Genomic DNA, 14,727 nt, shown 5'->3' on the forward strand with positions numbered 1-14,727 from the left:
GTTTTTATAGTGGCGCAACAACCGGCACAGGAGATGAAGATGACTGAAGCAACGAAAGTGGTGTTTATTACCGGCGCAACGTCCGGATTTGGCGAAGCGGCAGCGCAGGTCTTTGCCGACGCGGGCTGGTCACTGGTGCTGAGCGGGCGTCGTCTGGCGCGTCTTGAACGTTTAAAAGAGCAGTTACACAGCAAAGTCCCGGTGCACATTATTGAGCTGGACGTCCGCGACAAAGATGCGGTGAAAAACGCCGTCGCCTCCCTGCCCGCCGCGTTTGCGGATATCACCGCCCTGATCAATAACGCCGGGCTGGCGCTCTCCCCGCAACCGGCACAGCGTGTGGATCTGGAAGACTGGCAGACCATGATCGATACCAACGTCACCGGGCTGGTGAATGTGACCCATGCATTGTTGCCGACGCTGATTAAACATGGCGCGGGCGCGTCAATCATCAATATCGGTTCGATTGCCGGACAATGGCCATACCCCGGCAGCCATGTGTATGGCGCCACCAAAGCGTTTGTGAAGCAATTTAGCTATAACCTGCGCTGTGATTTACTGGGAACCGGCGTGCGGGTAACCGACCTTGCGCCAGGTATTGCGGAAACGGAATTTACGCTGGTGCGCACCAAAGGCGATCAGACTGCGTCAGATAATTTATACCGCGGCACCACGCCGCTTAGCGCGCTGGATATTGCAGAGCAGATGTTTTACATCGCCACCCTGCCGGACCATATGAATATCAACCGCGTGGAAGTGATGCCGGTGCGTCAGGCCTGGCAGCCGTTCGCCATCGACAGGGATTGAGTTGCCTTTGCCCCTTTTGCGTTCAGGAGGGGCCAAAAATAAAACGCCCCGGCAAATGCCAGGGCCTGATGTTTTATTTTTTTCCCAAAGTGTTCAAAACTTCTTACCCCGCCCGGCGCTTATCTCCGGCACTCACTTTGTGGTGGTGTTAGCTCTGTATTGAGGCAAAACCACAATAGTCCATCGGAATAGTCCTGACAACAGGCGGGAGCACTCCTTTTTGAGATTTATGATAGGGATCATGCTTTCCCTTTTGCTGCCACAGCGGCATGTGCGTTCTGTCACTAACGCCGCACGAACAGGCTTTTTATGCTGCACTTCTCTGCTTTTTCTCTCCCGCTGCCCCACCACAAAGCAAACATGTCGCCATCTGCACCAAACTGATCAAACTTATCGGTAAAAATGCCGACAAAAACCACTAAAACCCGGCAACATCACCCCTGGCACAAAAATGGCATGGAGAAAAGAAACCTAACCAGTTAGTCAAAAAACAGGGGAGCAGGATGAGCCAGTCGATGTTTGCTGAAGAATCGGTGCTGGTGTCGTTAAAACCCACCAGCGCCACGGCGCGACCCGTTATTACGGTCAGTCAGGCCAATGTGATCTACCCGGCGGCTGACCAGCCGGTGCACGCGTTAAACGATATTAATCTGACCATCCGCCAGGGGGAGTTTGTCTCCTTTATTGGCCCGTCCGGCTGCGGCAAAACAACCTTACTGCGCACCATTGCCGATCTGGAGCCGATCACCTCCGGTGAGCTGCGGGTGAATGATATGTCACCGTCAGAGGCGCGCCAGGCAGGAGCATACGGCTACGTGTTTCAGGCTCCGGTGCTGCTGCCGTGGCGCACCGTGCTGGCAAATGTGAAATTGCCGTTGCAGATCCACGGCGTACCGCCCGAGCGTTGCGATGAGATCGCCCGTGAGCAACTCGCCAGGGTGGGGCTGAAAGGGTTTGAGAAAAAATACCCGTGGCAGCTCTCCGGCGGCATGCAGCAACGGGTTTCTATCGCCCGTGCGCTGGGCTTCGAGCCGAAAATCCTGATGATGGACGAACCGTTTGGCGCGCTGGACGAGCTCACCCGCGACAACCTGAACCAGCAGCTCCAGCAACTGTGGTTTAACGAGCAGCGCACCATGGTGTTTGTTACCCACTCCATTTCAGAGGCCGTTTACCTGTCGACCAAGATTGTGGTGATGTCACCGCGCCCGGGTCGCATTGTGAAAGTGATTGACTCCCCGCTGCCCGCCCGGCGCGACCTGGCCATTCGCAATACGCCCGCCTTTTTGCAACTGGCGCAGGAAGTGCGCGAAGCGCTGGTGGAGGGCCACCATGAACATTAACGCTAGCGCCGTTCACCGACGCGTACTGCAAAGCGCGCTGCCAGTCGGCAGCGTTATGCTGGCGGCCCTGGCGCTGTGGTATCTGCTGGCCTTTGCACTCAATGCGCCGGGAGTGATTGAGCGGGTACTGACGCCACGCGGTGCATGGACCAGCAGCGATCTGCTCACCGCCGCCCTCAATGCCTCCCGCCCGCTGTTGCCCGCGCCGCACCAGATTGTGATCGACATCTGGAACAGCATCACGCAATGGTCGCTGACCTCGCCGCGCAACCTGTTATTACACACCTGGGTCACCGCCAGCGCCGCGCTGACCGGGTTTGCGATGGGCATCGTGCTGGGGGTGCTGCTGGCGATTTGCATTGTGCATTCCCGCACGCTGGATAAAGCCCTGCTGCCGTGGATTGTCGCTTCGCAAACCATTCCGGTGCTGGCCATTGCCCCCATTGTGCTGATCATTCTCGGCAGCGTGGGCATTACCGGTCTGTTGCCGAAGGCCACCATCGCTATGTACCTGTGCTTTTTCCCGGTCACCATCGCCACGGTGCAGGGGTTGCGCTCGCCGCAAAAAATGGAGATGGAGCTGGTGCACACTTACGCGGCACGGCGGCTGGATATTTTCTGGATGGTGCGCCTGCCCTCTTCGTTGCCGTATCTGTTTCCTGCGTTTCGTGTCGCGATTGCCAGCGGCCTGGTTGGCACCATGGTGGCGGAATTGCCCACCGGCGCGCAGGCGGGACTGGGGGCGCGGCTGCTAACCGGTTCGTATTACGGCAATACCCTGCAAATCTGGTCGGCGCTGGTGATGGCGTCGCTGCTTGGGCTGGCGTTAACCGGGCTGGTAACGCTGACGGAACGGCTGGTGATGCGCCAGCGCAAGGGGGGATGATGAAACGTTACGCAATCCCGGGAACCGTATTGCTGGTTGGCGCACTGCTGTTACTGATGCTGTCGCTGATCCAGCTTACCCGCACGGCGGCAGTGTCTGTGCCGCTGATCAGCATTAACGCCTTACTGGTACTCAGCGCGCTGGCAGCGTGTTCACTGACCGTTAGCGCCCTGCGCGCCGGGGTGTTTGTCGCCGCATTGAGCGTCAGCGCGCTGTGTCTGGCGTGGCTACCGCTTCACGGGCTCACCCTGTGTGCGCTGGCATTGCTGGCGGTGGTCAGCGTGCAGCGACTGGCGCGCGCGCCGGTCCCCGCTGGCGCGGTGGCGGCACTGCTCGGCCTGTGGTTATTGTGGTTCTGGCAAATTCTGGTCACCGGTTTTGCCGTGCCGCAGGTGATCCTGCCCGCCCCGCTCGACATTCTCGCCGCGCTGGTGGACAGCGCCGCATTGTTGGCGGGCGATGTGCTGCAAACCGTCATCAAATCCGTGCTGGTGGGTTACCTGCTCGGCAGCGGTCTGGGCATCGGCGTGGCGCTGTTGATCGACAGATTGCCATTTTTACAGCGCGGCTTGCTGCCGGTCGCCAACCTCACCAGCACCGTGCCGCTGGTGGGCGTCGCACCGATTGCGGTGATGTGGTTTGGTTTTGACTGGCCGTCAAAAGCCGCGGTGGTGGTGCTGGTGACCTTCTTTCCGGCACTGGTCAGCACCCTTGCCGGGTTAAAGGCCAGCGGCAAGCTGGAGCAGGAGCTGATGTACTGCTATGCCGCCACGCCCCGTCAGCGCCTGCTGGCGTTACGCCTGCCTGCGGCGATGCCGTTTATTTTCAGCGCCCTGAAAGTGAACGCCACCCTGTCGCTGATTACCGCCATTGTGGCCGAGTTTTTCGGTTCACCCACCGCCGGACTGGGTTTTCGTATCTCCACCGAATCGGCGCGCATGCATATGCCGGTGGTGTGGTCGGCGATTGTGGTGGCGTCCGTTGCCGGTTCGCTGTTTTACAGCCTGCTGGCGCGCCTCGACCGCCGCGTCAATTTCTGGCACCCCACGCTGCGTGGGAACGCGTTGGAAAAGTAAAAACAACATGATGATTAGCACGTTTACAGGCTCATTAACCCGAGGAGTTATCTAATGATAAAAGGTTTCGCTTTTCGCCGGGGTGTGTTGCTGGCGGCACTGTCGGTTCTGGCATTTCAGGCAACGGCCGCAGAGAAAGTGACGCTGCAACTGAAGTGGTTGCCGCAGTCGCAATTCGCCGGTTATTACGTTGCACAGCAGAAAGGGTTCTATCAGGAAGAGGGGCTGGATGTCACCATTAAACCCGGTGGTACCGACATTTCCCCCGTACAGGTGATTGCCGGTAAATCGGCGGATGTGATCGTCGACTGGCTGCCGGATGCGCTGGCCTCGCGCGAAGCGGGCGTACCGCTGGTCAACATCGCCCAGGTGTACGATCGCTCCGGGATGATGCTGACCTGTAAAAAATCCACCGGCATCAAAACCCCGGCCGACCTGAAAGGGAAAACGCTTGGCGTCTGGTACGGCGGCAACGAGTACCCGTTCTTTAACTGGATGAACAAGCTCGGCTTCAAACCCGGAAAAGATATCACCATCCTGAAACAGGGCTTCAATGTCGATCCGCTGTTGCAGGATCAGGCCGCCTGTATCTCCACCATGAACTACAACGAGTACTGGCAGTTGATCGACGCCGGGTTGAAACAGGAGGAATTAATCAGCTTCCCGTATGAAGACCAGGGCGTCTCCACGCTGGAAGATGGTCTGTATGTGCTGGGTTCCGAGCTGAAAGATCCGGCGTTCGTCAACAAAATGGCGAAGTTCCTGAAAGCCTCATTTAAGGGCTGGGACTACGCGGTGAAACACCCGCAGGAAGCGGCGAAAATCGTCGTTGAGCAGGATGCGTCCGGCGCGGCAACCGAAGAGGTGCAAACCCGCCAGATGGAAAACGTGGCGAAGCTCATCACCAACGCTGGCACAGCAAAAATCGGTTATCTCGATCCAGCCGCTTATCGCCGCACCATCGACGTGCTGCTGCACAGCGGTGGCGATACGCCAGTGATTAAGAAAGATCCCGGCGATGCCGGTATGACCCATACCGTCTGGGATGCGGCGGCAAAACTGAAATAATCCGTTCCGCCAGGGATGGCGGCTTATTGAAGGACGCACGTCATGAATGAAGTTCAGCCCGGTAACGTGGCAGACACCGCGGAAAAGGGGCGCATCCGCCAGGATAACGAAGCCATTATTCTGCCCGCCGCGGAGCGCGTGTTCGCCCGTTTTGGTTTTCGCGGCGCAACCATGCAACAAATTGCGGATGCCGCTGCCCTGCCGAAAGCCAATCTGCACTACTACTTCGGCAACAAGCAAAACCTCTATTTGCGGGTGCTGGAAAATATCCTTGATGACTGGCTCTCGCCGCTGGAGGGGATCTGCGCTCAGGCCGATCCGAAAACCGCCATTGCCGGGTACGTCAGGCGGAAAATCAGCTTTAGCTTCAACCGCCCGGCCGCGTCCAAACTGTTTGCCAATGAGATCCTGCAGGGTGCGCCCGTGGTCCACCCGTTACTGAAAACAGACTTACGCCAGTTGGTGGCGGAGAAGGCGCGCATTCTGGATGGCTGGATAGCGCAAGGGCAACTGCGCGCGCTGGATACCACCCACTTCTTCTTTACCGTCTGGTCGATGACGCAAACCTACGCCGATTTCGATATCCAAATCGCCGCTGTCTCCGGTGAAGATCCGGCAAGCGAAGCCGCACAGGCTCGCGCCACGGCGCACGTGTTAAGCAGCGTCTGGCGGATGTGCGGTCTGGAATAATTCACGCCCCAGACAAAAAGCTGGATCCCCCAGCAGCAACCTTGCTGCTAAATGTAGCAAACATCGTCCAAAAATGGGCAGTATGCACCAAAAAGTGACGATCAATCGAGCGCAGTACGTCTCAACACACTGATTTTCCGGCTTCGCCAAAATGGCACACAAATAGCATGGTTATCCGGGAAAACTTAACCATCTGGTCAGGATTATTCAGGAGGCATGATGACTACACTCGATACGCCGGGGATCTGCTCTGGCCGACAGACGCCCGCGGAGTTCACCCAGGCCTTCGCCGACTGTACCCCGCCGCTCTCGCCCGTTCAGGCGGTGATTGAAGCTGAACGTTGCTACTACTGTTTTGACGCCCCCTGCACGCGCGCCTGCCCGGCGGAGATCGATGTGCCGAGCTTTATCCAGCGTATTGCGCAGGGTAACGATCGCGGCGCAGCAGAGGTGATCCTGCGGGCCAATGTCCTTGGCGGCACTTGCTCCCGCGTCTGCCCAACGGAAACACTCTGTGAGCAGGCCTGTGTGCGCAATGCGCAGGATGGCCGCCCATTGGATATTGCCCGGCTACAGCGTTACGCCACCGACAGCTATTTCGCCGCACCCGGCAAGCCGCTGTTCAGTCGCGCCGCCAGCAGCGGTAAACGCGTTGCTATTGTCGGTGCAGGACCGGCCGGGCTGACCGTCGCCCACCACCTGGCGCTGGCCGGGCATGAGATAGATCTGTTCGATGCTCGCCCCAAAGCCGGTGGCCTTAACGAGTACGGTCTGGCGCGTTACAAAGTGACGGATGATTTTCCGGCACAGGAAGTGGCCTGGCTGCTGTCAGTCGGCGGCATCACCCTGCACCCCGGTGTCCGCCTCGGGCAGCACATCACCTTGTCTCAGTTGCGTGATCGCTATGACGCGGTGTTTCTCGGTCTCGGGCTGGCGGGCGTCAATGCGCTCGACGGCGACGCGCCAGAACCGCAAGGCGTACGCGAGGCGGTGGACTTTATTGCCGAACTGCGCCAGTGCGCGGATCTCAGTCAGCTCCCGATCGGCCGCAGCGTGGTGGTGATCGGCGGCGGTATGACCGCGGTGGATGCCGCCGTGCAGGCGAAAAAACTGGGCGCGCGCGAAGTCACGCTGGTCTACCGCCGGGGCGAAGCAGACATGAAAGCGTCCGACAAAGAGCAGCAGTGGGCCAGACAGTGCGGGGTTACGCTGCGTCACTGGGCAGCCCCGCTGCGTTTTGAACAGGTTGGAAACCAGCTCACCGGCGTCACCTTCTCGGTCATGCACCCCACGGCGCAAGGCGCGATCGCCAGCAGTGAAACCTTCACCCTCGCCGCCGATATGGCGCTAAAAGCCATCGGCCAGCACTACGATCCGCAGCCCACCTCAGGCATTCAACTTCTTCAGGGGCGCATTGCCACCGACGAAAGCGGTCGCACATCACTGCCCGGCGTATGGGCGGGCGGCGACTGCTGCGCCGGTGGACTGGATTTGACGGTGGATGCCGTTAAACAGGGCAAAGCCGCTGCCCGTTCGATTGCGCTGGCGCTGGCTATTCCACAAAGCGACGCCGCTAACGCCACACTGTTTCAGGAGTCTTCCCATGGCTGATTTGCACAGCAATTTTCTCGGTATCCAGAGTCCTAACCCGTTCTGGCTGGCCTCTGCGCCGCCCACTGACAAAGAGTACAACGTGGAGCGCGCCTTCCAGGCCGGCTGGGGCGGCGTGGTCTGGAAAACCCTCGGGATCGATCCGCATGTGGTTAACGTCAGCGGACCGCGTTACAGCACCCTGCGCGGTCACGATCGCCGCATCCTGGGACTGAATAATATTGAGTTAATCACCGATCGCACACTGGACATCAACCTCGAAGAGATCACCCGCATCAAACAGCGCTGGCCCGATCGCGCCGTGGTGGTCTCCATCATGGTGCCCTGCGAAGAGGAGGCGTGGAAATGGATCCTGCCGCAGGTTGAAGCCACCGGCGCAGACGGCATTGAGCTGAATTTTGGTTGCCCGCACGGCATGAGCGAACGCGGGATGGGCGCGGCAGTAGGCCAGGTGCCGGAGTACATCGAGATGGTCACCCGCTGGTGCAAACACTATTGCCGTCTGCCGGTGATCGTCAAACTGACGCCCAATATCACCGATATTCGCTATCCGGCGCGGGCGGCGAAAGCCGGCGGCGCGGATGCGGTGTCGCTGATCAATACCATCAGTTCGGTCATGGGGGTCGATCTCGACCAGATGTTAATGACCCCGCACACCGGCAACCAGGGATCGCACGGCGGGTATTGCGGTCCGGCGGTCAAACCCATCGCACTGAATATGGTGTCGGAAATTGGCCGCGACGCCGCCACGCGCGGGCTGCCGATTTCCGGCATTGGCGGCATTTCCACCTGGCGCGATGCGGCAGAGTTTATTGCGTTGGGCTGCGGCACGGTGCAGGTCTGTACGGCGGTGATGGTGCACGGCTTCCAGATTGTGCGCGACATGATAAGCGGCCTGGAAAACTACATGGATGAGAAAGGGTTTCGCACGCTGGAGGATTTTCGCGGTATGGCGTTACCAAGCGTCACCGACTGGCGCTATCTGAACCTCAATCATGTCGATAAAGCGGTTATCGATCAGGCCAGTTGCATCAAATGCGGGCGCTGCCATCTGGTGTGCGAGGACACCTCGCACCAGGCCATTTCGACGCAGAAGAATGGCGAGCGCCACTTTGAAGTGCGTGAGGAAGATTGCGTTGGCTGCAACCTCTGCGCCTCGATCTGCCCGGTGGAAAACTGCATTTCATTGCGTCACCTGCAACCTGGCGAGGTGGACAGCCGTACCGGCCATATCGTATCCGACCAGTATGCCAACTGGACAACCCATCCCAACAACCCGATGGCGACCACCGCGTAAAACCGGGGTTAAGCGATAAGGAGACAAGAATGCGTAATCTGTTGATTAAAGGCGGCACGGTGGTCAATGCCGACCACCAGCGTCGGGCGGATGTGTTGTGCGTTGACGGTATGGTGGCCGCAGTGGGCGATGCCTCGCTCTGGGAGCTGCCTGCAATGACCGAAACCGTCGATGCCGGAGGCCTGTATGTGATGCCCGGTGGCATTGACCCGCACACCCATATGAACTTCCCGTTTATGGGCACCACCACCGTGGATGACTTCTACAGCGGAACGGCCGCTGCGCTGGCGGGCGGCACCACGACGATTATCGATTTCGTGATCCCCAATCCACAGCAGCCGCTGATGGAGGCCTATCAGCAGTGGCGCGGCTGGGCGGAAAAGGCCGCCGCCGATTACAGCTTTCATGTCGCCATCACCTGGTGGGACGAAAGCGTGCGTCAGGATATGGGCACGCTGGTGCAGCAGGAAGGCGTAAACAGTTTTAAACACTTTATGGCCTATAAAAACGCCATCATGTGCAATGACGAAACGCTGATGAACAGCTTCCGCCGCTGCCTGGAACTGGGGGCTATGCCCACAGTGCATGCGGAAAACGGTGAAATGGTCTGGTTACTGCAACAGGAGATGCTAAAACAGGGGATCACCGGCCCGGAAGCGCACCCACTCTCGCGCCCGCCGGAGGTGGAAGGAGAAGCCGCCAATCGCGCCATCACCGTCGCCAGTATTATGGGCGTACCGATTTATGTGGTGCATGTTTCCTGCCGGGAATCCGCCGAAGCGATTGCCCGCGCACGCGGCCGCGGACAGCGGGTTTATGGCGAAGTGCTGGCCGGGCATCTGGTGATCGACGACAGCGTGTACCGTCATCCGGATTTTTCGTTTGCCGCCGCGCACGTGATGAGCCCGCCGTTCCGCGATAAATCACACCAGGCTGCGCTATGGCACGGTTTGCAATCCGGCCAGTTACACACCACCGCCACCGACCACTGTACCTTCTGCGCCAGCCAGAAAGCCGCCGGTCTCGATAACTTCAGCAAGATCCCCAACGGCTGCGGCGGCGTGGAGGAGCGTATGGCCGTGCTGTGGGATGCCGGTGTTAATAGCGGTCGCCTGACCCCAAGCGAGTTTGTCGCCATCACCTCGGCCAATACCGCCCGGTTGTTCAATATCTATCCCCGCAAGGGATGTGTTGCGCCGGGGGCGGATGCCGACCTGGTGCTGTGGGACCCGCAAGGCAGTAAAACGCTGTCCGCCAGCAGCCACCATTCACGTAACGATTTCAATATCTTTGAAGGCCGCGTGGTCACCGGCGTGCCTGCTTATACCATCAGCCAGGGCGTGGTGGTGTGGGCAGACGGCGAACTGCGCGCCCGCGAAGGGGCCGGACGCTATATCAAAAGGCCGCCCTTTGGCCCGGACTTCAGCGCCGCTGCAGCATGGGAGCGCCAGCGCGCCCCGCAGGCCGTAGCCCGTTAATCGATGTTAAGCGAGGAGGAAGACGATGAGCAGCGAAGTGATCTCCACAACACCCTATAAAACGGATATCTGCGATCTCCGTATTAATGGCGAGCGCCTGTGGCAATCGCTGATGGATCTGGCGCAAATTGGCGCAACGCCGAAAGGCGGTTGTTGCCGCCTGACGCTGACCGATCTCGACAAACAGGGCCGCGATTTGGTCATCAGTTGGGGCAAGGCCGCCGGGCTGTCGGTTGAGATTGACCAAATCGGCAACGTCTTTATGCGCCGCCCCGGACGCAACAACGCCCTGCCGCCGATCGTGGCGGGCAGCCACATCGATACCCAACCAACGGGCGGGAAATTCGACGGCAACTTTGGCGTGTTATCCGCGCTGGAAGTAATCCGCACCCTTAACGATAACGCCATTGAAACAGAGGCACCGGTAGAGATGGTGTTCTGGACCAACGAAGAGGGATCGCGCTTTGTCCCGGTAATGATGGGCTCCGGCGTCTTTGCCGGGATCTTTCCGCTGGAGGTCGCCTATGCAGCAACGGATACCGAAGGTAAAACGGTCGAAGAAGAGTTGTTGCGGATTGGCTACGCCGGCGAGGCCCGACCGGGGCAACACCCGATTGGCGCGTATTTTGAGGCGCATATTGAACAGGGTCCGATTCTCGAAGATCAGGATATCGCCATCGGCGTGGTGCAGGCGGTGCTGGGGATCCGCTGGTACGACTGCATCGTTACCGGGATGGAGTCTCACGCCGGGCCGACCCCGATGGCAATGCGCCAGGATGCGCTGCAAGTCTCTACGCGCATCATGCAGGAGGTGATCGCCATCGCTAACGCTTCGGCACCCCACGGACGCGGTACAGTGGGCATGGTGCAGGTCCATCCCAACAGCCGTAACGTGGTGCCCGGTAGTGTGAAGTTCTCCATTGATTTTCGCAATATGACCGATGCAGCGGTCGATGAGATGGATGCCGCCCTGAAAACCTTTATTCAGCAGCTTGCCGGGGAAACCGGGCTGAGCATAGAACTGAAGCTGGTGTCGCACTACCCCGCCGCCCCCTTCCACCCTGAGTGTAAAGACGCGGTGCGCCGGGCAGCGCAGCAACTGGGCTATTCGCATATGGACATTGTTTCCGGCGCCGGGCATGACGCGGTATATATGAGTATGCTGGCCCCCACCGGTATGATTTTCATTCCCTGCAAAGACGGCATCAGCCATAACGAGATTGAATATTCGTCGCCGGAACAGGTCACCGCCGGGGCGAATATTCTGCTCCATGCCATGCTGGAAAGTGCAGGCGTCGTCACCCGCTAAGATCCCCGCTTCACCACCCCCTCACCCGGTTGCATGCAGCCGGGTTATTTTTTTGCGCACATTGTCAAAAGTTACCAAAAAACAGCGTAAATATGTATTATTCGCACCTGCGGAATTTGACTTAAATTCTTCAGAAGTTTACAAAAGATACTGCCTTCCCTAAGTCCGACTTGCGTCTTCGTTATTTTCGTCCAGGCTTCCATTTGACCCTGAATAAAAATAATGAAGGTTGACCGGTTCAGGTTAGCGCATTACCCGGGTTTTGAGATTTGCAGGCATCTGTGGAGTGGAGTAGCGAATGTTCTCGTTTGTCGCCCGTCAGGCGATTTTTGATGAAAATATGAACACAGTCGGCTATGAACTGTTGTTCAGAGATAGCATGACGAACCGGTTCCCTGACGTTACTCCGGAGTACGCGACTGCCCAAATCATTGTTGAGCAGTTTCTTGGCGCGCCATTGGGCCGCCTGAAAGAGTACAGCGCCATCTTTGTTAACTTTCCCTATGAGCTGCTGGTGCAGGGCATGGCGGAAACGCTGCCGAAAGATCGCGTGATTGTGGAAATTCTGGAAACCGCTGAACCCACGCCTCTGCTGCTGAGTACGGTGAAAAAGCTCTATGCCCACGGCTTTCGCATTGCGCTGGATGATTTTGAATTGGGCGAGACCTGGAATGCGTTTTTACCCTATGTCAGCATTATTAAATTCGACGTCCGGCTGAATACGCCCGAAGAGATTAGCGGTTATATCGCCAGCAAAGGCGAGCTGCTGAAAGACACGGTGTTTCTGGCAGAAAAAGTGGAAACGCAGGAAGAGTATGAGTGTTACCGCAATATGGGCTGCACGTTGTTTCAGGGGCATTTTTTCAGTAAGCCGGTGATCCACTCCGCGAATAAGCTGATTCAGAACCAGTCGATTACCTTAAGGCTGATGAAAGAGGTAAATGCAGACTCACCGGATTTCGGCAAAATCGAAGCGCTGCTCAAGCAGGATCTGGCGCTGTCGTTCAAAATTATGCGCTATGCGCAAAATATTGTCTTTAACGCCCGTGGGGTGAAAAATTTCCGCAGTCAGTCGCTAAAGGACATTATTTTTTATCTTGGTGCGAATGAGGTGCGTCGTTTTGTGCTGGTCTCCTGCCTGACCTCCGTCAACAAAGAAAAAACCGACGACATTTACCATCAAAGCCTGGTGCGGGCAAAGTTCTGCGAACTGGCGTCTGCACGCTCTGTCGGCCGTCACTCTTCCGATGACGCCTTCATCGTCGGGCTGTTTTCCCAACTCGATAGCATCTTTGAAATGCCGATGGCGGACCTGATCGGCCAGATAGACATTTCCGTGAGCGTAACGATGGCGCTGAAAGAGAAAAAAGGCCCGCTTTACCCCTATCTGCATCTGGTTGAGTTGTATGAAAACCACAAGTGGGAAGAGGTCAGCGCTCTGGGGCACCGCCTGGGATTCAACCGCAGCGTGGTAGCGGAACTGATCAAACTCGCCACCAAGTGGACCAACGATATCCCGACCAACGCTGCTTAATCACTGCGCCGGATAGCGCAGTGCATCAATCAGATGGGCAAAAGCGGCGGTGTGCTGCCGACGGCTCGGGTAATAGAGAAAATAGCCCTGAAAGGGTTCGCACCATGCCTCCAGCGCCGTCTCAAGTCGGCCTTGTGACAGCGCCCCGGCAACGCAATCTTCCGGCACCAGCGCCAGCCCCATACCGCTGATGGCGGCATCCACCCGTGATGCCAGGTTGTTAAACGTAAGCTGCCCCTCTACCCGCACGCGAAGGGGTTGCCCGTTTTTGGAAAATTCCCATACATACAGCCCGCCAAGCGTGGGGAGCCGCATATTAATACAGTTGTGATGCTGCAATTCATGCGGGGTTTGCGGCTTACCGTGACGGGCGAAATAGTCCGGCGACCCGACCACCACCATGCGCCAGTCAGGGCCGATACGCACCGCCACCATGTCTTTGGCCACCTGTTCGCCCAGCCTGATGCCAGCGTCAAAACGCCCGCTGACAATATCCGTAAGGGCATTGTCGATGGTGAATTCCACGTTGACGTCCGGGTAGGTGGTTAAAAAAGGTTTCAGCGCAGGCCACACCGTAGAATGAAGCGCATGCTCACCGAGAGTAATGCGAATATTGCCCGCAACACGATCGCTGCGGTCGGTCAGCATAATCAGTTGTTCCTCAATCTCCTGAAACCGCGGACTGATGCTCGTGATTAACGCCTCCCCCGCGTCTGTGGGGGCAACGCTGCGAGTGGTGCGCGTCAGTAATCTGACCTGCAGGCGCTCCTCCAGACCGCGAATAGCATGGCTTAACGCCGACTGTGACACGCCTAATTTTGCGGCTGCACGGGTAAAGCTACGCTCCCGCGCCACCACAATTAAATAAAACAGATCGTTAAAATTATCTTTTAGCATGGCGGTCTCTTTTTCAGGCAACGGCAATACACTTTATGCTACACGCCAACTGGCATTAAATATATGTATAAAACTCACTAATCCGGGAATAAACCCGCTCCATCTATGAGAGATTTCACGTCTTTTCAGGACGGCAGTCGCGTTTTGTCTCTTATTAATGAATGACGCTCATAGCCTTAATTAATAAAACCGCTTAATCGTTGCGTTCACACCGTTATTATTGACTTCGGTGCGTTGACGATGATGCTGCCGAATCATCGATATCGCCACGTCAGTTTTCCCGGTATTGCTATCTCTTCCAGCCAATATTCAATCATTAAAATTCCCATGCAGCAGCGGCGGATATTTAGTAATTAAACATCCACGACATTCATTTAATTAAAGCCATCAACTACCCCTGCAAATTTAATCGCACATTCTGCCAATAAAAACCGGGGAATTACCCCCGAAGAGCGGTACAAAGCGGGCAACAAACAGCAAAAAAAATGCAATGAGGTTAATAAAGCGGTTTCAAATTACCCGATCCACCTCACAAAGATATTAGCGATCTGTGCGCTTTAAATAAGTTCATAAAAATAACATCGGATATTTATCAATCTGTGCGAAAATCAATTTAAAGATTTACAGCACATAATTACAGGTGATAAACAATGCCATACAACATGAATTAGCCATGAACCATTTTCATAAATGGCGGCGTATTTCTGTTGCTATTAAAAAACAGTGGCAAT

General features: G+C 57.1%; 12 protein-coding genes. 11 read left to right on the top strand and 1 reads right to left on the bottom strand.

Annotated features, from left to right (window positions below; all coding sequences use genetic code 11):
* The first annotated feature begins 39 nt into the window (after positions 1-39).
* From N7922_RS18155 to N7922_RS18205, 11 genes are all read left to right on the top strand, one after another.
* Positions 40-807, top strand: coding sequence for an SDR family NAD(P)-dependent oxidoreductase (locus N7922_RS18155; protein WP_263097634.1), 768 nt, complete (start codon positions 40-42; stop codon positions 805-807).
* Positions 808-1,310: 503 nt separating this feature from the next.
* Complete coding sequence (locus N7922_RS18160; protein ID WP_263097635.1) at positions 1,311-2,150, top strand: ABC transporter ATP-binding protein; 840 nt, start codon at positions 1,311-1,313, stop codon at positions 2,148-2,150.
* The gene (locus N7922_RS18165; protein WP_263097636.1) at positions 2,140-3,036 is read left to right on the top strand and encodes an ABC transporter permease; all 897 of its coding nucleotides are present in this window, start codon (positions 2,140-2,142) and stop codon (positions 3,034-3,036) included. Before N7922_RS18160 ends, N7922_RS18165 begins: the two co-directional genes overlap by 11 nt.
* Positions 3,036-4,112, top strand: coding sequence for an ABC transporter permease (locus N7922_RS18170; protein WP_263097637.1), 1,077 nt, complete (start codon positions 3,036-3,038; stop codon positions 4,110-4,112). The genes N7922_RS18165 and N7922_RS18170 overlap by 1 nt, the downstream gene beginning before the upstream one ends.
* Before the next feature lie 54 nt (positions 4,113-4,166).
* Entirely contained in the window at positions 4,167-5,180 is a 1,014-nt protein-coding gene (locus N7922_RS18175) for an ABC transporter substrate-binding protein (protein ID WP_263097638.1), read from the top strand.
* A gap of 42 nt (positions 5,181-5,222) precedes the next feature.
* Positions 5,223-5,870 (top strand): TetR/AcrR family transcriptional regulator, encoded by a 648-nt coding sequence (locus N7922_RS18180; protein ID WP_263097639.1) that lies wholly within the window; start codon positions 5,223-5,225, stop codon positions 5,868-5,870.
* A 216-nt stretch (positions 5,871-6,086) separates the two neighbouring features.
* Positions 6,087-7,481: an NAD(P)-dependent oxidoreductase gene (locus N7922_RS18185; RefSeq protein WP_263097640.1), complete on the top strand. Its 1,395-nt coding sequence runs from the start codon at positions 6,087-6,089 to the stop codon at positions 7,479-7,481.
* A complete protein-coding gene (gene preA, locus N7922_RS18190; RefSeq protein WP_263097641.1) occupies positions 7,474-8,778 on the top strand; it encodes an NAD-dependent dihydropyrimidine dehydrogenase subunit PreA in 1,305 nt (434 codons plus the stop codon). The genes N7922_RS18185 and preA overlap by 8 nt, the downstream gene beginning before the upstream one ends.
* 29 nt (positions 8,779-8,807) lie before the next feature.
* Positions 8,808-10,256: a dihydropyrimidinase gene (gene hydA / locus N7922_RS18195; protein ID WP_263097642.1), complete on the top strand. Its 1,449-nt coding sequence runs from the start codon at positions 8,808-8,810 to the stop codon at positions 10,254-10,256.
* A gap of 25 nt (positions 10,257-10,281) precedes the next feature.
* Positions 10,282-11,565: a Zn-dependent hydrolase gene (locus tag N7922_RS18200; RefSeq protein ID WP_263097643.1), complete on the top strand. Its 1,284-nt coding sequence runs from the start codon at positions 10,282-10,284 to the stop codon at positions 11,563-11,565.
* A gap of 298 nt (positions 11,566-11,863) precedes the next feature.
* Positions 11,864-13,099: an EAL and HDOD domain-containing protein gene (locus tag N7922_RS18205; protein WP_263097644.1), complete on the top strand. Its 1,236-nt coding sequence runs from the start codon at positions 11,864-11,866 to the stop codon at positions 13,097-13,099.
* On the opposite strand, the gene N7922_RS18210 is transcribed toward N7922_RS18205, so the two are convergent.
* Positions 13,100-13,996: a LysR family transcriptional regulator gene (locus N7922_RS18210; protein ID WP_263097645.1), complete on the bottom strand. Its 897-nt coding sequence runs from the start codon at positions 13,994-13,996 to the stop codon at positions 13,100-13,102.
* Positions 13,997-14,727 lie beyond the last annotated feature (731 nt).

This window comes from Kosakonia sp. ML.JS2a (assembly GCF_025642095.1).
Lineage (GTDB): Bacteria > Pseudomonadota > Gammaproteobacteria > Enterobacterales > Enterobacteriaceae.